This window comes from Campylobacter sp. JH23, from assembly GCF_017846595.1.
Lineage (GTDB): Bacteria > Campylobacterota > Campylobacteria > Campylobacterales > Campylobacteraceae > Campylobacter_D > Campylobacter_D coli.
Genome location: NZ_JAEQBP010000004.1, coordinates 148665 through 167090, shown reverse-complemented (window position 1 = coordinate 167090; position 18426 = coordinate 148665). Strand labels below are relative to the sequence as shown.

General features: G+C 32.1%; 22 protein-coding genes. 3 read left to right on the top strand and 19 right to left on the bottom strand.

What is annotated here, in order from left to right; genetic code table 11:
• Positions 1 to 25 precede the first annotated feature (25 nt).
• Positions 26 to 520, bottom strand: coding sequence for a threonine/serine exporter family protein (locus tag KAR88_RS05255; RefSeq protein ID WP_057032634.1), 495 nt, complete (start codon positions 518 to 520; stop codon positions 26 to 28).
• Complete coding sequence (locus KAR88_RS05250) at positions 517 to 1293, bottom strand: threonine/serine exporter ThrE family protein (protein WP_002822510.1); 777 nt, start codon at positions 1291 to 1293, stop codon at positions 517 to 519. Before KAR88_RS05250 ends, KAR88_RS05255 begins: the two co-directional genes overlap by 4 nt.
• 65 nt (positions 1294 to 1358) lie before the next feature.
• Here KAR88_RS05250 and KAR88_RS05245 point away from each other — a divergent pair, with 65 nt between their 5' ends.
• Positions 1359 to 2282 (top strand): NAD(P)-binding domain-containing protein, encoded by a 924-nt coding sequence (locus KAR88_RS05245; RefSeq protein WP_192801303.1) that lies wholly within the window; start codon positions 1359 to 1361, stop codon positions 2280 to 2282.
• Here KAR88_RS05245 and KAR88_RS05240 read toward each other — a convergent pair.
• From KAR88_RS05240 to KAR88_RS05220, 5 genes are all read right to left on the bottom strand, one after another.
• Positions 2279 to 2881 carry a DedA family protein gene (locus tag KAR88_RS05240; RefSeq protein WP_192801433.1) on the bottom strand — a complete coding sequence of 201 codons (603 nt, stop codon included), beginning with the start codon at positions 2879 to 2881 and terminating at the stop codon, positions 2279 to 2281. The genes KAR88_RS05245 and KAR88_RS05240 overlap by 4 nt on opposite strands.
• Before the next feature lie 80 nt (positions 2882 to 2961).
• Positions 2962 to 3189 (bottom strand): hypothetical protein, encoded by a 228-nt coding sequence (locus tag KAR88_RS05235; protein ID WP_002822505.1) that lies wholly within the window; start codon positions 3187 to 3189, stop codon positions 2962 to 2964.
• A gap of 10 nt (positions 3190 to 3199) precedes the next feature.
• Complete coding sequence (locus KAR88_RS05230) at positions 3200 to 4651, bottom strand: DUF3373 family protein (RefSeq protein ID WP_192801305.1); 1452 nt, start codon at positions 4649 to 4651, stop codon at positions 3200 to 3202.
• A 163-nt stretch (positions 4652 to 4814) separates the two neighbouring features.
• On the bottom strand, positions 4815 to 5297 hold the full coding sequence (locus KAR88_RS05225) for a peptidylprolyl isomerase (protein WP_002825322.1): 483 nt from the start codon (positions 5295 to 5297) through the stop codon (positions 4815 to 4817).
• A 9-nt stretch (positions 5298 to 5306) separates the two neighbouring features.
• The gene (locus tag KAR88_RS05220) at positions 5307 to 6014 is read right to left on the bottom strand and encodes a YebC/PmpR family DNA-binding transcriptional regulator (RefSeq protein ID WP_002791250.1); all 708 of its coding nucleotides are present in this window, start codon (positions 6012 to 6014) and stop codon (positions 5307 to 5309) included.
• A gap of 108 nt (positions 6015 to 6122) precedes the next feature.
• Here KAR88_RS05220 and KAR88_RS05215 point away from each other — a divergent pair, with 108 nt between their 5' ends.
• Both KAR88_RS05215 and KAR88_RS05210 read left to right on the top strand, forming a co-directional pair.
• Positions 6123 to 6464, top strand: coding sequence for a multidrug efflux SMR transporter (locus KAR88_RS05215; RefSeq protein WP_002777281.1), 342 nt, complete (start codon positions 6123 to 6125; stop codon positions 6462 to 6464).
• Positions 6464 to 6772: a multidrug efflux SMR transporter gene (locus tag KAR88_RS05210; protein WP_002777309.1), complete on the top strand. Its 309-nt coding sequence runs from the start codon at positions 6464 to 6466 to the stop codon at positions 6770 to 6772. Before KAR88_RS05215 ends, KAR88_RS05210 begins: the two co-directional genes overlap by 1 nt.
• A 17-nt stretch (positions 6773 to 6789) precedes the next feature.
• On the opposite strand, the gene argS is transcribed toward KAR88_RS05210, so the two are convergent.
• The 12 genes from argS to petA form a co-directional block, all read right to left on the bottom strand.
• A complete protein-coding gene (gene argS / locus KAR88_RS05205; protein WP_002834620.1) occupies positions 6790 to 8382 on the bottom strand; it encodes an arginine--tRNA ligase in 1593 nt (530 codons plus the stop codon).
• A 10-nt stretch (positions 8383 to 8392) separates the two neighbouring features.
• On the bottom strand, positions 8393 to 8632 hold the full coding sequence (locus KAR88_RS05200) for a twin-arginine translocase TatA/TatE family subunit (protein WP_002777313.1): 240 nt from the start codon (positions 8630 to 8632) through the stop codon (positions 8393 to 8395).
• Position 8633: 1 nt separating this feature from the next.
• Entirely contained in the window at positions 8634 to 9251 is a 618-nt protein-coding gene (gene gmk / locus KAR88_RS05195; protein ID WP_002777315.1) for a guanylate kinase, read from the bottom strand.
• Positions 9248 to 10801: a hypothetical protein gene (locus KAR88_RS05190; RefSeq protein WP_192801306.1), complete on the bottom strand. Its 1554-nt coding sequence runs from the start codon at positions 10799 to 10801 to the stop codon at positions 9248 to 9250. Before KAR88_RS05190 ends, gmk begins: the two co-directional genes overlap by 4 nt.
• Before the next feature lie 55 nt (positions 10802 to 10856).
• Complete coding sequence (fliR, locus tag KAR88_RS05185; RefSeq protein ID WP_002825317.1) at positions 10857 to 11624, bottom strand: flagellar biosynthetic protein FliR; 768 nt, start codon at positions 11622 to 11624, stop codon at positions 10857 to 10859.
• Positions 11611 to 12246, bottom strand: coding sequence for an ABC transporter ATP-binding protein (locus tag KAR88_RS05180; protein ID WP_002825316.1), 636 nt, complete (start codon positions 12244 to 12246; stop codon positions 11611 to 11613). The genes fliR and KAR88_RS05180 overlap by 14 nt, the downstream gene beginning before the upstream one ends.
• A 9-nt stretch (positions 12247 to 12255) precedes the next feature.
• Positions 12256 to 13329 carry a translation elongation factor Ts gene (tsf, locus tag KAR88_RS05175; protein ID WP_192801384.1) on the bottom strand — a complete coding sequence of 358 codons (1074 nt, stop codon included), beginning with the start codon at positions 13327 to 13329 and terminating at the stop codon, positions 12256 to 12258.
• The gene (gene rpsB, locus KAR88_RS05170; RefSeq protein WP_002801001.1) at positions 13329 to 14120 is read right to left on the bottom strand and encodes a 30S ribosomal protein S2; all 792 of its coding nucleotides are present in this window, start codon (positions 14118 to 14120) and stop codon (positions 13329 to 13331) included. The genes tsf and rpsB overlap by 1 nt, the downstream gene beginning before the upstream one ends.
• Positions 14121 to 14236: 116 nt before the next feature.
• Positions 14237 to 15400, bottom strand: a complete 1164-nt coding sequence (locus KAR88_RS05165; RefSeq protein ID WP_002777326.1) for a cyclopropane-fatty-acyl-phospholipid synthase family protein — start codon at positions 15398 to 15400, stop codon at positions 14237 to 14239.
• A 126-nt stretch (positions 15401 to 15526) separates the two neighbouring features.
• Positions 15527 to 16651 carry a c-type cytochrome gene (locus KAR88_RS05160; RefSeq protein WP_002777327.1) on the bottom strand — a complete coding sequence of 375 codons (1125 nt, stop codon included), beginning with the start codon at positions 16649 to 16651 and terminating at the stop codon, positions 15527 to 15529.
• Complete coding sequence (locus tag KAR88_RS05155; RefSeq protein WP_002794481.1) at positions 16648 to 17898, bottom strand: cytochrome bc complex cytochrome b subunit; 1251 nt, start codon at positions 17896 to 17898, stop codon at positions 16648 to 16650. The genes KAR88_RS05160 and KAR88_RS05155 overlap by 4 nt, the downstream gene beginning before the upstream one ends.
• Position 17899: 1 nt before the next feature.
• Entirely contained in the window at positions 17900 to 18403 is a 504-nt protein-coding gene (gene petA, locus KAR88_RS05150) for a ubiquinol-cytochrome c reductase iron-sulfur subunit (RefSeq protein ID WP_002780564.1), read from the bottom strand.
• Positions 18404 to 18426 lie beyond the last annotated feature (23 nt).

Genomic DNA, 18426 nt, shown 5'->3' with positions numbered 1-18426 from the left:
TATAATAAGAAAGATTAAACAAAAATCAATGCTTTTTAGCATGCCTTGTCATCATAAAACTTTGCTCAAAGAATATAAGCAAGGTAACGCTTACCCCTATAGCCAAAGCCAAAGTTACCGAAAGTGTGGTAAAAAAATAATCAAAAAACTGCACCAAAAATTCAGACTTAGCCTTTAAATCATCACTGCGTATAAAAGAGATAAGATATAAAATAGCCTTATAAGCATAAATACCAGGTATCATAGGAATAAGCGCAGGAAAAGCAATAACCTCAGCAGGGGTTTTAATAATCTTAGCCAAAACAATACCCAAACAACCCACGCAAAAAGAAGCTACAAAAGTTGCAATTGCCAAAGTTTCAAAATGAAAATATTCTATCAAGGTAAAGCGAAGTCCGTGAGCAATGGCCGCTAAGAGTGCAGATAAAATAAGAGTTTTTAAAGGAGGATTACAAGCATATGCGAAACCAAACCCAGCCATAGCAGCAAAAAACATATCTTTTAAGATAAATTCAATCATTGTAAAATCCCAAATTTTGAAATACTAAGAGTCATATAAATTCCAAGAGCGATACAGCAAATTAAAATAGCTACGCTGATAATACGACTTAAACCCATTAAAATATGATCTTTTAATATATCGATTATAGAATTGATAAAAAATACCCCCGGTATAAGATATAAGATGCTAGAACCAAGTGCTGCATCAGAAGTATTTGTATAGCCCATATCTAAACCCAAAAATACAAACCAAGAAGAAACAAAAGAGCAGAGAATGTATTGAATTCTTAAATCTATTTTTATCTTAGTAAGGGCAAATCTTAAAAGCAGTCCTAAAAAAGTCGCAAAAAATACCAAAACCCCTGCGCCAAAATCCCCGCCAAAAAGTCTACAAAAACCTGAATTAGCTATAGAAACAAATAAAAGATTTAAGATATAAGAATGTTTTTTTTGAATACTTATAGCATTAAAGGCTGATTTTGCTTTTTCAAGTTCGTATTTGTGATCGTATATGGCCCAACTTAAAGCACTTAATTCAAAAATAAGTTTAAAATTAATATGAGCATGATGATTGGGTATTACATAGGTTCTTTGTATGGAATTATCTTCAATATCTACAATATTTAAAGTGATATGGTGAAAAAAGAAATTAATATTGATCTCGTATCCATAAACTTGAGCTATCCTGCCAACGCATTTAGCAACTCTAGCTGTGTAGGTTCCTGCGCTTAAAAGTGTTTTGGTATAGTCGATTAGAAAATTTGTTAAACTTTGAATATCAGGCTTTTGCATATTTATAATTTCTTTAAAATCAAATTTATATAATTATAACAAAATTTCAAAGCAAAGGAAATAAAATGTCAAAAATCGGTATTGTGGGTTTGGGTTTTGTGGGTGCAGCAAGTGCTTATAATATTGTTGTGCAAAATATTTGCTCCGAACTTTATTTATATGATATCAAGCAAGACTTAGCCTTAGCACACGCAAGAGATTTAGAAGATATGTCTGCGATTCATTCTTCTTATACGAGAATAATTCATGCTACAAATTTAGAACAACTAGCAAGTTGTGATATTATCATCCTAGCTTTCAGAAAAGAAAATTTAAAAGAATTATCCAGTCGTTTAGTTGAGCTTCAAAACAATATCACCGAGCTTAAGGATATTGTTTTAAATTTAAAACATGCAAATTTTAAGGGTAAATATATCGTTGCTACAAATCCAAATGATACGATTACTTATTATACTCAAATTCTAAGCTCTTTACCTAAAAATCATGTTTTTGGAAGTGGAACCAATCTTGATAGCTCTAGACTTAAAAAAATTCTAGCCAAAGATTTAGATCTTAATCCTAAAGATATCACCGCTTATATGATAGGAGAACATGGGGATTCGCAATTTGCCGCCCTTTCTACGGCTAGTGTTTTAGGGCAAAATTTACTAACATTTTGCGATAAGATGGGTAAAAAATTAGATATAGAAAATATCGAAAAAGCAGTTGTTGATGAGGGGTATTTTATCTATAAACGCAAAGGAAGAACCGAATTTGGCATAGGAACTTCTTGTGCAAATTTAGCTAAAGCTGTTTTAGAAGATAGAAAAAGCTTGTATCCTGTAAGTGTGGTTTTTGATGATTTAGCATTTTCATTGCCTGCTATCATAGGAAAAGATGGTATAGAAAAGGTTTTTGAATTAAAATTCAATGAAAAAGAAAAAACAAAATTAGAAAATTCAAAACAACAAATCAAAAACGCCATACAAAGCGTAAAAGATAAAATTTAAGCCTTTTTAAAAGGCTTTTTTATTTTTATATAAATTAAACTTGCCAAAACTATAAAAATAATTATAACAATAAGAATTTGAGTCAGATAAGCTTTAATCAATTCTTCATTTTCTCCTATATAATAACCCAAAAATGCGAGTATACTTACCCAAATAGCACTACCTAGTGCAGTAAAAAGCACAAAATTAACAAGTTTCATTTTAACCAAACCCGCAGGCATGGAAATATACTGACGAATTCCTGGCAAAAGCCTACAAGTAAAGGTGGAAAATTCTCCGTGTTTATTAAAAAATTCTTCAAATTTGGCAAATTTAGCTTCATTGATACCAAAATATTTACCCCATTTTAATACAAAATTTTTACCCCAAAAAAAGCAAATATAATAATTAATCAAAGCTCCTAAAACAGAACCTAAAGTCCCACTAAGTATGCAAAGAGTGATATCAAGATCACCTTTATGTGCCAAATATCCAGCAGGTATCATAACAACTTCACTTGGAAAAGGTATAAAACAACTCTCTAAGGTCATTAGGATAATAATACCCAAATACCCCCAAGCACTAGCCGTCTCAACAATAAAAGAAATGATTTCTTGCATATTAGCCTTATTTGAAGAAAATTTTAAAAAATTGTAGCTTAAAAGATTAAACAGTAAAAAGCGGTTTTACACCGCTTTTTTTATTTACCTGCAACCGAAACTTGATTTGGATTGTCCGCTGCACGAGCGATCATACACTCTTTTAAAACAGCAGCATCAGCTGGATCGCTAACTTTTTTATTAATCCAGCGTTCAACTTGTTTCATTGTTTTTGACTCTGGCTCTGGAGCTTCGTATTTTGCCATCAAACTTGCACAATCAGCCAAAGCAATGATAGGTAATAAACTTGCAAAAAGTATTTTTCTCATCTTTTGCTCCTTAGAATTTTACATTATACATTAACATGATATTATCAGCTCTTGCTTTATCTTTTTTCGCTCCACCAAATGGCAAGCCACGATTACCCCAAATATTTTGGATATTAGCATAACTTAAGCGTAAGAATTGATATCTATCAAGTTGATAAATCACATAAAAATCATGTGCTGTTCCTCTTGTCATTCTTATATTAAGTGGATCGTTGATACTTGGACGGCTCATAGTATACCAGTATCTACTTCCCCAGAAGAACTCATACCCTACTTTTAAAGCCTTGGTAAAATCATAGCGTCCGCCTACATGCACAGCATAACCATCTTCTTCATTAAATTTACCATTACCATAACCTTGCCCTTTAATAATTGCACTTAATGTAGGGCTTAATTGATTGTTGTTCCCGTGAGAATAACCTAAAGATAGAAAATAATTAAAATTTGTTCCAAAAGCTTTATAATTTTCAAAATGAAGATTTGCTATAGTTAAATCTCCTAAATTTACCACACCATCATCATCAAGAATAGTAGTAGCACCGCTACCAGTACCAGGTAAAGCAATTGGACCATTGTTAAGTGGCAAAGCAAAATCGCTTAAATATGCAATATTAAATAATATTAAATTATCTCCCATACCTTCTATAGGAAGCTCTCCTTCTACTGCAGCATAGTAAAGATTTGCATCAGCATCTTTTTGATCACTCATCCAGTCTCTTACCTTGCCTTCTTCATCCCATTGATAGGTTTTACCATAAGCTGCACGGATAGCTACTTTATGATCTTGCAAACTTTCAGGCTTATAAGTGATCACTGCTGCATCACCTAGAGCATTAATCGCTAAGGCTGGATAAGTTGATTGTCTTAAAGCATTGTTTCTAAGATTACTTCCTGGGCCATCGGTTCCTGGTTGTCTTCCTACGGTTGCAATCCATTCAGGTGTGATGTAGTAGTCAAGATAAGCTCTATCTACATAAAGTACAGGCCCGCTTGATCTTGTGTTTCTTCCTGCATCTAAGTCATAAGGAGTACCACTCCAACCCATTTGAGACCAATTTTTAGCCATAGATAAACGACCATAGAATTTGGTTTTATCATTAATATCAGCATTCATATTTAAATGAAGCTCATTCATCCATTTGTTATTAGCACTATAATCTTGTCCGCTAACTTTATAGTTTGTATTTGAAACTGCTGTTGAAAACTCAAGTCCAAATTTAACCTTGCTCAAAGCAGCTTGGAATTCTGTTTCATCGGCTCTATCATTAAGATCAGCAAGTTCAGCTTTTACAGCTTCATTTTGCTTAGCTTGAGCTTCCCTTTCTTTTCTGATTTGTGCAAGTTCAGCTTGAATTTGTGCAAGCTGTTTTTGAAGCTTGGTTATCTCATCATCTGTATTTTTAGCAAAAAGTGAAGATGAAAGAAGACAAGCACTTAAAATAAGTGGAAACTTAGTTTTCATAATCATAACTCCTTGTAATTTTGTTACATTTAGCAAATTAAAATTGTGATTATAGAAAAAAAAGTTTAAAAAAAAATTATACATTAATCATTTTTAGCTAGTCAAACTTATGACTAGCTTTGTAAATATTGTAGTTTCAAAAAAGTTTTAAAATTTTAAATTTTTAAATTTTATCGCAAATTTTTATGTCTAAAATTTTATCTCCTTGGCGTATAGAGTCTAAAACTTCTAAACTTTCTTCATCTTTTGGATCAATTTGCCCAAAAACAGTATGAACCCCATCTAAATGAGCTTGAGGGCTGTGACAAATGAAAAATTGAGAACCACCCGTATCGCGTCCTGCGTGTGCCATAGATAAAGTTCCACGCTCATGTTTATGCTCTTGATCATCACATTCGCAAATGATTTCATATCCAGGCCCACCTACACCATTGCCGTGTGGACAACCTCCTTGTATGACAAAATTTGGGATCACACGATGAAAATTTAAATCTTTATAAAACCCTTCATTAGCCAAAGTAGCAAAATTACAAACCGTTTGCGGAGCCTCATTACCAAAAAGTTTTAATTTCATTGTGCCTTTTTCAGTTTCTATAAGAGCAAATTTGTATTCATTTACTTTGCTTGTGTCGATTGTTTTTATCATTATTTCTCCTTAATCTATATTTGTATAAACAGCTTGAACATCATCATCATCATCTAACTTATCTAAAAGTTTTTCTATATCGCTAAGCTGTTCTTCGCTAAAGCTTACAGGATTGTTTGGTATATACTCAAGTCCTGCTTTTTTAAGAACTAAACCCTTAGTCTCTATAGCAGAACTTAGCTCACCAAAGGCAGTATAATCACCGCTAATTACTAACTCTTCTTCATTTTGTTCTAATTCTTCAAGCCCTGCATCGATCAAATCAAGTTCTAATTCTTCTAAATCTCCTGCAAATTTTTCAAGATGAAAAACCGCTTTTCTAGTAAACATAAAGCCTAAAGATCCATTTTGTAAAACTTCTCCACCATTTTTGCTAAAAATGGCTTTAACATTAGCCACGGTGCGCGTAGGGTTATCGCTCATACATTCAACTATAACCAAAGCTCCATGTGCAGCTTTTCCTTCATAATGAATGTTTTTAATATCTGCGCTATCTTTTCCACTCGCACGCTTAATAGCCGCATCTATATTATCTTTTGGCATATTATTTGCTTTTGCTGTGGCTATAGCACTTCTTAATTTTGGATTCATATCAGGATCAGTGCCACCTTCTTTAGCAGCTACTTGTATGGCTTTAGCAAGCTTAGGAAAAAGCTTACTCATTTTATCCCATCTAGCCTCTTTAGAAGCTCTTCGGTATTCAAACGCTCGTCCCATAAATTCTCACTTTCTTTAAAGATTTTTAAACTTAAAAGTATAAACTAAAAAGGCTAATTAAAGCTTTAAATGGTATGATTTTACCATTTATTTTTAGGGAGAAGCTTTTTGAATATCGCAAAAAAAGAACTTTTTGTTGCTTGGTTTTTCTTGATTGCTGCTATTGTATTTGAAGTTTTAGGTACTAGTTTTTTAAAAATGGAAAATCAAATTTTAGGCTATATATTTATGGCTTTATTTATAGCTTTTTCTTATTTTTTTATGGGCAAGGCGATTAAAAAAATTCAAGTAGGCATAGCCTATGCTGTATGGGAACTTTTAGGGATTATTCTTATACTTTTAGTTTCTTTTATAGTTTTTAAAGAGAGTTTAACCTTAACTCAAATTCTAGGCATTGTTCTTTCTATCGTTGGAATTATCATGATTAATATAGGCGAGGTTAAAGAATAATGTATATTTTTATTATTGTTCTATCGGCATTGTTAGATATCGTAGCGAATTTATTGCTAAAAAAATCAGATGGTTTTAAGAATAAAATTTGGGGCTTAGCTGCGATTGTCAATGCTATACTTGCTTTTTTTCTACTTTCTTTTTCTTTAAAATATGTTCCTTTAAGCATAGCTTACTCAACTTGGGGTGCTATAGGCATCATAGGAACTTGTCTTGGTGGATGGATTTTATATAAAGAAAAATTAAACAAAATAGGAATTTTAGGTATCATTATCGTGATAATAGCAGTATTTTTGCTAAATTATTAAAACAGCAAAATGCTGTTTTAATGTTCCATTTTGTTTTTTGCTTTAATACCCATTAAAGAAAATGCGGTTTTAATACTAAGAGCAACCAAAGAAAATAATTTAAGCAAATCATTTTCATTTGCAGAGCCTACAACTTTATTTTCATTGTAGAATTTATGAAAATTTGCAGCTAAATTTTTAAGATAATCAGGAATTTTTTGCAAAGCTCTAGCCTCAAAAGCATCGTTTAAAACAGCCTTTAAATTCAAAGCTTCAAAAAGCAAATTTACGCCATCTTGATTTAAACTTTGTAAATCAGCTTTCATTACATCATCGATTTTTTTACCAGCTTTAGCAAACACTTGATGAATTCTAGCGTGTGCATAGTTGATATAATACACAGGATTAGAACTATCTTCTTTTTGCAAATCACTAATATCAAATTCCAAATGCGTATCGCATTTTTTACTCAAAAAGATATAACGCAAAGCATCACTTCCTATCTCATCAACCACATCGCTCATCAAGATAAAATTTCCTGCTCTTTTACTCATTTTATAAGGTTCTCCATCTTTAAGTAGGGAAACCATTTGTGCTAAAATAATCTCAAGATTATTAGAGTCAAATCCCAAAAATTCCATCGCAGCTTTCATTCTAGGGATATAACCATGATGATCTGCTCCCCAAATATTGATACATTTATCATAGCCTCTACTCATTTTATCCTTATGATAAACTATATCCGCTGCTAAATAAGTCCCACGGCCATCTTCACGGATAATAACACGATCTTTTTCATCTCCTTTTAAAGACGAAGCAAGCCAAATTTTACCTTCTTGCTCGTAAATTCCTTTATGCTCTTTTAAAGATTCTAAAGTTGCATTTAAAGCATCATAATACGATCTTTCGCTTACATAGTTGTCAATTTTAATCTTTGCTTGTTCTAAATTTTGTTTAATCAAAACAAGCATTTTATCTTTTGCCCAATCAGCCAAACTAGGGATATTTTCTTCGCTAAAAAATTCTTTACCAAATTTTTCAAAAGCTTCTTTTGCTAAATCCGCTATATACTCGCCTTTGTAATATTGCTCTGGATATTCAACATTTTCATGAAGTATATTTTCTTTCACACTTAGTAAAATAGAAAGCCCTAGTAAATAAATTTGATTACCCGCATCATTGACATAGTATTCTGTATTAAATTTATAGCCCAAATGTCTTGCAAGTCTTGTTAAGGTATCACCAAAAACCGCACCTCTTGCATGCCCTATATGTAAAGGGCCTGTAGGATTAGCACTGACATATTCAAGCAAAAAACTTTCAGTTTTATCCTCTCCTTTGGAAAATTCATTTGGATTTTGTAAGGCTTTATTTGCAAGCTCATTTAAAAAGGTTTTTGATAATCTAAAATTCAAATATCCATTGAGTGCTTCAACCTTATCAAAATAGCTATGTTCTTGAAATTTAGCAGCTAGTTCATTTGCTATAGAAATAGGCGATTTTCTTAATTCTTTAGCTAAAGAAAAAGCCAAAGGGGTAGCAAAATGAGCTAGATTTTTATCCTTTGGATTTTCAAGTGCAAAATCGCACTCTAAAATTTTTTTAACTTCATTAAAAATAATATTTTTCAAAAACTAAGCCTTAAGATTTTTTTACTTCATCTATATTTGCATCAGTATTTGCATGATTGGTTGTATTTTGCTTTTCTTCGATTTTATGCGCATTTTTTGCTGCTTCATCCTCATTGCTCATTTCATCTTTAAAAGTCTTAATACCCTTACCCAAGCCTTTTGCAAGCTCTGGTATCTTTTTGGCTCCAAAAAGTAATACAACAATTAATAAAATAATTAACCAATGACTTGGACTTGACCAACCACCCATTTTATTCTCCTTTGTTCCAAATATTTTGAATTTGCTCTAGATTTTGCCCTTTAGTCTTAAACTTATGGGCAATTAAAATTGCTCTTAATGCTTCGTAACTTTCCTCTAGCTTATCGTTAATGATAAAATAATCATACTCATTAAGCTCTTTCATTTCATCACTTGCATTTTGCAATCTCTTCTCTAGTTGCAATATTGTATCAGTATTTCGCTTAATAAGTCTTTTTTTTAATTCATCTTTATTTTTTGTAGTGATAAAAACAGAAATGATTTTTTCAGCCATTTTCTTTTTGACTATCTTAAAACCTTGTACATCTATATCAAAAACAACTATTTTTCCATCATTTAAAGCATTTTGTGTATGCTCAAGCGAAGTGCCGTAAAAATTTTCATGCACTTTAGCCCACTCTAAAAACTGCTCTTTATCTATACCTTGCTGAAATTCATCATGCGTGATAAAATAATAATCCACTCCATGTTGCTCACCTTCTCTTGGTAAGCGTGTTGTCGAAGAAATAGAAAAATAAAGCTCTTCTTGAAATTCATCAAAAAGCTTTTTTAAAAGAGTGGATTTTCCAGCTCCACTTGGCCCTGAAACCAACAATATAAAAGCACTCAATTTTTATCCTCATTAAAACTAATGCTAATATTTATATTCATATTCATACCCTTAAGTGCTGCTTTTAAGGTATCATCTTTAATGCTTGAAGTGATAGCCCCTGCTATACTTTGGCTTAATTCATTAACAATTTCTTCACCTGCTTCACTTGCTAGTTGATCTTCTTTGATTTTTAATTTCTCGCTTTTGTTATCCTCTAAAGTAGATATTTCTTCGCCTAAAGCTTCTTGTATATCGCTTTCTTTTAAACTATCAAAATCATTGATTTGTAATTTTGGAACAACGATTTCCTCATCATTATTTGGCAAATCTTTATCGTCTAAAATAGGCTCTTCTTTAAAATCCTCTAAAACCTTAATACTATCATCGCTATCAATATCGTATTCAAGCTCATCAAGTTGTGCTAACTCTTCTTTGATTTGATCTTGAGTGCTTAAGCTACTCATTTCTTCAAAATCATCATGTTCATTTAAATTTTCTTGATCTTCTACAACAGGCAAGAAATCCTCTACAGCTTCATCCTCTTCTTTTCTTTGACCTAAAAATTCAGCATCTTCTGGAATATCATCAAAATCGATTTTTCTTTCTTGCTCTTCAACGATAGGAAAATCATCTGTAATAAAATCTTGCAACTGAGTTTTACTAGGCTCCTCTGCATCTTCTAGTACTTCCGGTTGAGCTTCTTCTGCATCTAAATTATTATTTACAATTGCTTCTTGAGCTTCAGAGTTTTCATTATCTTGCACTAAGTCATCATTTAAATTATCAACTTGATCTTCAAGTTCTTGAGTATCTTCTATTTTATCTTGTTCATCTTGGTTTGCATCTTGTTCTTGTGTATCTTGCTCTTGAATTTCAAATTCTTCTTTATTTTCTTCGCTAGTTTTATCATCTAAAATATCATCTTGAAATGCTACTTCCAAAGCTTGCTCATCTTCATTTTTTTCCTCTATATAATTAGCTGTGGTTTGTTCTGACGCTTCATTCTCTTCTTGATCTTCATCAAGACTTAAATCATCTAAATTTAATTCTTTATCGGTATTTTCACTAGCAATTTCTTTCTGGTTTGTTTCTTCTTCCATGTCATCTAAAGCTAAAGATTCTAAATTTTCTTCCATAGAAAGCTTATTTTCTTGCGTATCTTCAGTATTTTCATCAGGCAAGTCATCTAAATTTAAACCATCTAAATCTAAACTGATATTAGCGTAAGGATTTTCAGCTTCTTCGATTGGCAAAATAGTGTCATCTGCGATTTTAAGATTTTCTTGATTGAGTAAATTTAAAAAGTCTGTAGGTAAAAATGGTTTATGCAAAATTAAGGCATCAATATCCGCACTTTGATTACGCGGCGCTAAAAAAATTAATTTATCGCATTTTTCTTTAAGAATTTTCAAAGGAGCAGGTGTATCACTGTCAACTATAATCACATCATAATGACCTAAATTTTCATCATAGGCATTAATTTCCTCAAAATCATAAGACATTTTTTTTGCACTCAAGCTTATAAGTCTTGATACAACAGGGTTTTCATTCAAAAGTAAAATTTTCATCACTTTAATCCTTAAAAATAATTGCTATTCTATAACATTTTCATTTATCCTTTGCTTAGGCGAAAAACAGAGTTTGCATATGAGTAAAAACCTCCAAAATCAAATCTTTAAAATATTGCATCATCACAAGCAAAATAGCTATTAGAACTACAAATCCTAAAGCTATCTTGATAGGATAACCAATTACTAAAAGATTAAATTGTGGCATAGTTTTCATTAAAAGCCCAAAAATAGTATCTGCCAAAAGAGAAATTCCAAGTATTGGAAAACTCATCGTAAAACCTATAATGAAAATATTCAACATCCCCATATTTAGATAATGCATTAAATTTTCATGAGGATAAAAACCGCCAAGATTTATATAACCCAAAGAATGACTTAGAAATAAAAGCATTAAATGATGACCATCAAAAGCAAGAAAAAATAATAAAGCAATCAAATGCAAAATTTGAGAAGTAATAGGCATATTTGTTCCAGAACTTGGATCTAAAACGCTTGCCATAGTAAATCCCATAGTAAAAGCTATCTGCTCGCCCGCCATCATAACAATAGCAAAAACAATCTGCAGCATAAGCCCTGCTATCATTCCAAAAACAATTTCACTTAAAAGCTGTATAATAAAAAAACTATCTAAATGCAAAATTTCAAGTTTTGCTAAAGGGAATAAATACATTGTTAAAAATAATGCAAAAGTAGTTTTGATAATCATAGGGATAGAATTATGAGAAAAAAAAGGAAAAAATACTACAAGTCCACTCATTCTAGCAAAGAGCAACATAAAGGTGGCTACATTTTTATCTCCTAAATAATTAACAAATTCCATTGGTATTTAAAATATAAGTCTTATCACAAAATTGAGCAAGTTTAGAATCATGAGTAACAAAAAATAAAGCGGCATCATTTTCTTTGACATAAGAAACCAAAAGCTCTATAACATTTTTAGCATTATCAAAATCCAAATTTCCCGTAGCCTCATCGGCAAAAATAATTTTTGGTTTTTTGCAAAGCACTCTAGCTATGCTTACGCGTTGTTGCTGACCTCCGCTTAATTTACCTATTTTTTGTTTCAAAAGCTCATGAATACCTAGTTTTTTTAAGATTTTTTCATCTAAATCTTGGTTTGATAAAACACTAGCAAGTTCTATATTTTCTAAAGCTGAAAAACCTTTAAAAAGATAATGGGTTTGAAAAATGATGCCCAAGTCATAACGACGAATTTTCAGTCTTTCATTTTCACTTATCTTGTAAAGATTTTGACCCTTAAAAAAAACTTCGCCCTTGTTTGGCTTTAATAAAGAAGAAATTATATGCAAAAGAGTGGATTTTCCGCAGCCACTACTGCCTTGTATAGCAATACAATCTTTTTGATTTAAAGAAAAATTTAAATTTTCAAAGAGCGGATAATCAAAGCTATGACCTAAATTTTCCGCTCTTAATAATTCCATTTTAATACTTTAAAGCTGTGCAGCAACTTCAGCAGCAAAATCTTCGGTTTTCTTTTCTAAACCTTCTCCTACTTCAAAACGAATGAATTCAACTATTTTGATTTTTCCGCCTAATTCTTTTTCTTTTTCAGCAATCACTTGTTCAATAGTTTTTTTATCATCCATTACATAAAATTGACCCATTAAAGTAAGTTTGCTATCAAGTTGAGAATTATCCGCTATAAAGCTATTCATTTTACCAGGGATAATATTGTCCCAAATTTTCTCAGGTTTGCCTTGAGCCTTAAGCTCTTCTTTTATATTTTCTTCAGCTTCTTTTAAGATTGCATCGCTGAGCTGTTTACGGCTTGCAAATTGAGGAATTTTATGCTCTGGTTTGTTTGAATCTTTCAGTCTGCGTCTTTCTTCATTTTCTTTTTCAAGCTCTGCGACTAAAGCTTTGTATTCATTTTCTACAAATTCCATATCCAAATCTTCATAGCTTAAATAGCTTGGTTTCATAGCAGCTATATGCATGCAAAGTTGTTTTAAGAAATCTCTTGATTTATTTGCTACTTCAGCATTATCACAAGCTGCAGCGATGATAACACCCACACGACCATTGGTATGGATATACCCATTTACTACACCATTTGCACCTGCTTTTAAACTAGCAAATCTTCTTACAACTAAGTTTTCACCGATAGTTGCAATTTGACTTTTTAAATATTCTTCAAATTTTATGCCATTGATTGTACTAGAATGAAGTTCTTCAACACTTTGTAGGCTATTATTTTGTATATGTGCTGTCGTATCTTTTGTTAATGCGATAAATTGATCATTTTTAGCCACAAAATCTGTTTCTGAATTAATTTCACTTACCGTTGCACTTGTAAAATCATCACTTACTTTAACACTTACCAAACCTTCAGCAGCAAGTCTATCAGCTTTCTTAGCGGCTTTACCCAAACCCTTTTCTCTTAAAAGTTGAACTGCTTTGTCAAAGTCTCCATTTGTTTCACTTAAAGCATTTTTACAATCCATCATCCCCGCGCCTGTGCTTTCGCGGAGTTCTTTTACCATTGCAGCAGTAATTTCAGCCATTATTCTTGCTCCCCATTAAAATCTTCTTCGCTCATTGCTTCGTCTAAAACTTCTTTTTTCTCTTCTTCTGTGATTTCTTTTTCTTCACTTGGTAAAGCTTCACCATCTTGTTCTCTTAATGCTTTTCCTTCATTGATAGCTTCAGCCATTTCTTGGCAGAAAAGTTGAACTGAACGAATTGCATCATCATTTCCTGGGATAGGATAAGTTACAAGATCAGGATCGCAGTTTGTATCTAGTGGAGCTACTACAGGAATTTTTAATCTATTTGCTTCTTGAACTGCAATTTTTTCTTTTACTGTATCTATAACGAAAATCATATCAGGTTGAGTTTTCATATAACGAATTCCACCTAAATAAGCTAATAATTTTTCTTTTTTTCTTGTAAGCATTAAAGCCTCTTTTTTAGTTAAAAGCTTAATACTTCCATCTTCTTCCATTTTTTCAATTACTTCTAATTTTCTAATTGATTGGCGAATAGTACCAAAATTTGTCATCATACCGCCAAGCCATCTATGATTTACATAAGGCATACCGCATTTTTCAGCGTATTCTTTAATCGCTCCACCAGCTTGCTTTTTTGTACCAACAAAAAGTATAGTTTTTCCTTCAGCAGCAGCATCGCGAACGATATTGTAGGTATATCTAAAATATCTCAAAGTTTTTTGTAAGTCTATTACATAAATACCTTTTCTCTCACCAAAAATAAATTTTTTCATTTTTGGATTCCAGCGTCTTGTTTGGTGTCCAAAGTGTACACCACATTCCAATAAATCTCTCATACTTACCATGAGTTTCTCCTTATAATTTAGCTTTATTCCTCCGCATCCCTTATCTATAAAACAAGCTAAAAGGACTTGATGCGTGTGAAATGAAGCTAAAATTATATCAAATTTAAGTTTAGTATTTACTTATAAATATACTCTTTAGTAAGGCTAAGATTATTATTGATTTCTTTCGTAATTAAAAATTGAAACAAATCTACACTTCCAACGCGAAATGCAGAAGCACAAGAACGAAGATACAGATCCCACATTCTTACAAATTCTTCATCATATTTTTCTCTGACTTGAGGTAATACTTGATTAAAATTCTCACTCCATATATCTAAAGTTTTAGCATAGTGTATTCTCAAGCTTTCTGCCAAAAGAAGATGAAAATCCCACTCACTCATAGCACTTACAACCTCTCTTAACGATGGCAAATAACCTCCTGGAAAAATATATTTATCTATCCAAGCATTAGTTTTTCCTTCAAACATTGCCAAAATTGAATGCAAAAGCATAGAACCTCCTGGTTTTAATACTTGTTTTGCCTTCATGAAATAAAGTCCTAAATTTTCTTTACCCACATGTTCAAACATTCCCACTGAAACAACCTTATCAAAATAATCCTCAAATTCTAAATCTTGATAATTTTGAAGTCTTATCTCCACTCTATCTTCAAGCTTAAGCTCTCTTACTCTTTCTTGGGCTTTCTTGCATTGCTCTTCTGAAATAGTAACTCCAACAACCTTAACTCCATATTTTTGTGCCGCCATAATAGAAAGCCAACCCCAACCACAACCTATATCCAAAAGCTTTTCGTTAGGTTTTAAATCGAGTTTTTTAAGAGTATGCTCTATTTTGTTGATTTGAGCTTCATAAAGAGTATCGCTAGAAGTCTTAAAATAAGCGCAAGAATAACTCATCGTATCATCAAGCCAAAGCCTATAAAAATCATTGCCTATATCATAATGACTTTTGATGTTTTTACTTTCTTCTTTTTGGGCTATTTTACTCAAGATATCTTCTTTATTTTTTAAAAAACGTTTATTGGAAAAATAATACAAAACTTTAGCTATTTCATCATAATCACCCTCTATTTCTAACTTGGACTCCATATAATGTTTTGCAAAAACTAAACTCGTATCACTAAATAATTTTAACAAAGGTATTTTTTCTTTGAAAATTAAAGAAAATTTAGCAGGTTGATTGCCCACATAAAATTCTTCTTGATCCCAAAATACAATTCTAAAATTTCCATAATTCCATTTTGAAAGAATAAATTTAATCATTTGTTTTTCAAGCATGATATACTCCAATTAATAAAAATTATTATTTGATAGTATCTCTTAATTAGGTTTAAAATTTAATAAAATCGAAGAAAAGAAGGATTTTTGCCACAGATGTAAAATAGTGGCAAAAATTTTATAATATTAATGTAGTTTAGACCAAACAGAACGCTTCCAGCCTATAGCAAAAATACTTAGAATTACAAAGAATATCATTATATAAATTCCTGTGCTTTCTCTTTCTTCTTTTTTGCTATCGCCCACTTTTTCAAGATAAGAAACAACTTTAACTTGTGCATCTTCTGTTAAACCTACTCTTGGCATAGCAGTTCCTGGAAGAAGTTTTTGAGTATTATTGATAAAATCATGCAAGTATTGCTCCCCGCGAGATCTAATCATCATAGAAAGATCAGGTGGAACCGAACCTAAATAATTTGCCAAGTCATTATGGTTAGATGGGGTAAAGAAATTATCATACTTAATATCATGACAACGACCACAAGCTTCTATAAAAGTACTTTTATCTTTAGCAAAAGCAATTTCTTTTTCAACTAAAGCTGATTTCTCGTTAGCGTCTTCAATTTTTGAGTACTTAAGCTCTGCCTCTTGTTTAATTGTAGCATTTTCCTTAGCTTCAAATTTAAGACCTACTTCTTTTAAATAAGCAATAACATCGGCTATATTTGCATTTACAAGCTCTTCACTATCTCCTGAAACCTCACTATTGTAAGCAGTCATAATGAAAGCATCACCAAATTTATGATCTACCTTCAAAGCAAGAGCAGGATTCATGATCAAAGCAGCTAAAAACTTCTCATCAAAAATAACACCTGCTGAGCTAAGATCTGGTGGAATTACACCTAAAGAAGAATCTGTAATATTTGCTGCTATATCATCTTCTTTAACGCCATGACATGCAAAACAATTATTATTAAAGAACTCCTTGCCTTTTGCGGCGTTTCCTTTAGTAAAATCAATTTTTGCAACATCTGCCCAAAGCTCTTCTACTTTAGCTAAATTTTCTTTAGCCTTATCTAGATCTTTTTGAGCACTTTCTATTCTTTTTGCGTCATTTGATTTTTTCGCATCTTCTAAAGCTATTTCTTTTTCTGCTATAATACCTTTAGCATAAGCTGTATCTTCTGCTGCATAATCAAAATTAGCAGGAGCAACATGGGGTTTCATTACAGAGTGAGCATAAGGCTCAACTCCCCAATAAACAAGAGCAGTAAAAACTACTACTACTAAAAATATTTTTAGCTCTCTCATTGCTTAGCTCCTTTTCTTTCCATGATAGTTATTACAGGTAAAACGACTATAAATAAAAGTAAAAATATTATAGAAGCATAAAAACCAACCCAAGCATTTACACCTGTTGGAGGTAATTTTCCATAAATAGTTAAAACTATGAGATCTATAAGCAATACCCAAAACCAAATAAAAAATAAAGGTCGTTCATGAGCAGGTTTAACTACATCACTTCTATCAAGCCAAGGAAGCAAGAAGAAAATAATTTGTGCGATACCAAAAGCAGCCAAACCTATATCAAAAGCTTTAATACCTGCAATATCAAAGAAAAATCCTCTTAAAACTTCATAACTCCACAAGAAATACCACTCAGGATAAATATGTGCTGGGGTTTTAAGTGCATTAGCTGGATCAAAGTTGATAGGATCCATTGCAAAACTAAATTTAAAACTTACCAAATAGAAAAAGAAAATCATAAAAAGACAAATATACATAAAGTCTTTAGATAAAAATCCTGGCCAAAAAGGAATTACTTTAGAACCTTTTGTATCACCTGCCATGTATTTTTCAGCTTCTAAATCAAAATCTAATTCTTCAGCAATTTCATTATTTACATGAGGAATTCTTAAAGAATAAAAGTGGAATGCTATGATAGCAATGATTACTATAGGAAGTAAACATACATGAAGCATAAAAAATCTTGTCAAAGTTGGATCAGAAACTGCATAATCACCACGAATCCAAATAACAAGCTCAGGTCCAATAAGTGGAATTCCACCAAAAAGATTAGTAATAACTTGAGCTGCCCAATAACTCATTTGTCCCCAAGGAAGCATATATCCACTAAAAGCTTCGGCAGAGAATACTACAAAAAGTAGCATACCGCTTACCCAAATCATCTCTCTACCACGCTTATAAGAACCATAATAAATTCCTGTTAGCATATGAATATAGATAATTAAGAAGATAACCGAAGCGGCAACACCGTGCATATGACGCCAAAGCCAACCATATTCCACTTCCTGCATGATAGTTTTATTTACACTATCAAAAGCAAGAGCAGTATCAGGCTTATAATACATAACAAGCAAAAGCCCTGTAATAAAAAGCACAGTAAAAAGAGTAGTTAAAATAACTCCCATTGCCCAAAGAAAATTGATTTGCTTTGGAATCCAATATTTTACCATTAAAACATCAAGTAATTTATGTACTGCTAGTCTTTGATCAAGCCAATCCACTAGCCCATTAGCCTTTCTAATATGCGCCATATTAAGCTTCCTCCGTCATTTTTTTGTATTCTGGACCTTCTTCACCTAGAACAAGTTTGGTTCCATCTATTTTAAAAGGAGGTATATCAAGAGGTCTTGGAGGAGGCCCAAAGGTATTTTTTCCACTTGTATCAAATTCACCACCATGACAGGCACATTTAAAAAGTTGCTCACTTGCGTGATAAGCAGGAATACAACCCAAATGAGTACAAAGTCCTATAACAACAGTATATGCAGCATTATCTACCACAACATCTCGCTTTGTATCCTTTTCCATATTTGGATCTTTTTTTAAGATAAAAATAGGCTTTTTACGCCATTCTATAGTTCTAAGCTCTCCATCTTGCATTCCTGATAAATCTACTGTAGTAAAACCCGCAGCTTTAACACTTGGAAGCGGATCCCAAGTTTTTTTCACCGCAACAAGTGAAAAAACACCGCCTACAGCAGCTACTGTTCCAAATGCAAAACCCATAAAGCTTCGTCTACTTTCAGATGTAGCCATAACTTTGTCCTTTCGTTTTTTTA

What these genes read in the sequence shown, in the direction of transcription:
- KAR88_RS05255 (WP_057032634.1), bottom strand. Translation starts at nt 520, where the DNA reads ATGATTGAATTTATCTTAAAAGATATGTTTTTTGCTGCTATGGCTGGG.
- KAR88_RS05250 (WP_002822510.1), bottom strand. Translation starts at nt 1,293, where the DNA reads ATGCAAAAGCCTGATATTCAAAGTTTAACAAATTTTCTAATCGACTAT.
- KAR88_RS05245 (WP_192801303.1), top strand. Translation starts at nt 1,359, where the DNA reads ATGTCAAAAATCGGTATTGTGGGTTTGGGTTTTGTGGGTGCAGCAAGT.
- KAR88_RS05240 (WP_192801433.1), bottom strand. Translation starts at nt 2,881, where the DNA reads ATGCAAGAAATCATTTCTTTTATTGTTGAGACGGCTAGTGCTTGGGGG.
- KAR88_RS05235 (WP_002822505.1), bottom strand. Translation starts at nt 3,189, where the DNA reads ATGAGAAAAATACTTTTTGCAAGTTTATTACCTATCATTGCTTTGGCT.
- KAR88_RS05230 (WP_192801305.1), bottom strand. Translation starts at nt 4,651, where the DNA reads ATGAAAACTAAGTTTCCACTTATTTTAAGTGCTTGTCTTCTTTCATCT.
- KAR88_RS05225 (WP_002825322.1), bottom strand. Translation starts at nt 5,297, where the DNA reads ATGATAAAAACAATCGACACAAGCAAAGTAAATGAATACAAATTTGCT.
- KAR88_RS05220 (WP_002791250.1), bottom strand. Translation starts at nt 6,014, where the DNA reads ATGGGACGAGCGTTTGAATACCGAAGAGCTTCTAAAGAGGCTAGATGG.
- KAR88_RS05210 (WP_002777309.1), top strand. Translation starts at nt 6,464, where the DNA reads ATGTATATTTTTATTATTGTTCTATCGGCATTGTTAGATATCGTAGCG.
- KAR88_RS05200 (WP_002777313.1), bottom strand. Translation starts at nt 8,632, where the DNA reads ATGGGTGGTTGGTCAAGTCCAAGTCATTGGTTAATTATTTTATTAATT.
- KAR88_RS05190 (WP_192801306.1), bottom strand. Translation starts at nt 10,801, where the DNA reads ATGAAAATTTTACTTTTGAATGAAAACCCTGTTGTATCAAGACTTATA.
- fliR (WP_002825317.1), bottom strand. Translation starts at nt 11,624, where the DNA reads ATGGAATTTGTTAATTATTTAGGAGATAAAAATGTAGCCACCTTTATG.
- KAR88_RS05180 (WP_002825316.1), bottom strand. Translation starts at nt 12,246, where the DNA reads ATGGAATTATTAAGAGCGGAAAATTTAGGTCATAGCTTTGATTATCCG.
- tsf (WP_192801384.1), bottom strand. Translation starts at nt 13,329, where the DNA reads ATGGCTGAAATTACTGCTGCAATGGTAAAAGAACTCCGCGAAAGCACA.
- rpsB (WP_002801001.1), bottom strand. Translation starts at nt 14,120, where the DNA reads ATGGTAAGTATGAGAGATTTATTGGAATGTGGTGTACACTTTGGACAC.
- KAR88_RS05165 (WP_002777326.1), bottom strand. Translation starts at nt 15,400, where the DNA reads ATGCTTGAAAAACAAATGATTAAATTTATTCTTTCAAAATGGAATTAT.
- KAR88_RS05160 (WP_002777327.1), bottom strand. Translation starts at nt 16,651, where the DNA reads ATGAGAGAGCTAAAAATATTTTTAGTAGTAGTAGTTTTTACTGCTCTT.
- KAR88_RS05155 (WP_002794481.1), bottom strand. Translation starts at nt 17,898, where the DNA reads ATGGCGCATATTAGAAAGGCTAATGGGCTAGTGGATTGGCTTGATCAA.
- petA (WP_002780564.1), bottom strand. Translation starts at nt 18,403, where the DNA reads ATGGCTACATCTGAAAGTAGACGAAGCTTTATGGGTTTTGCATTTGGA.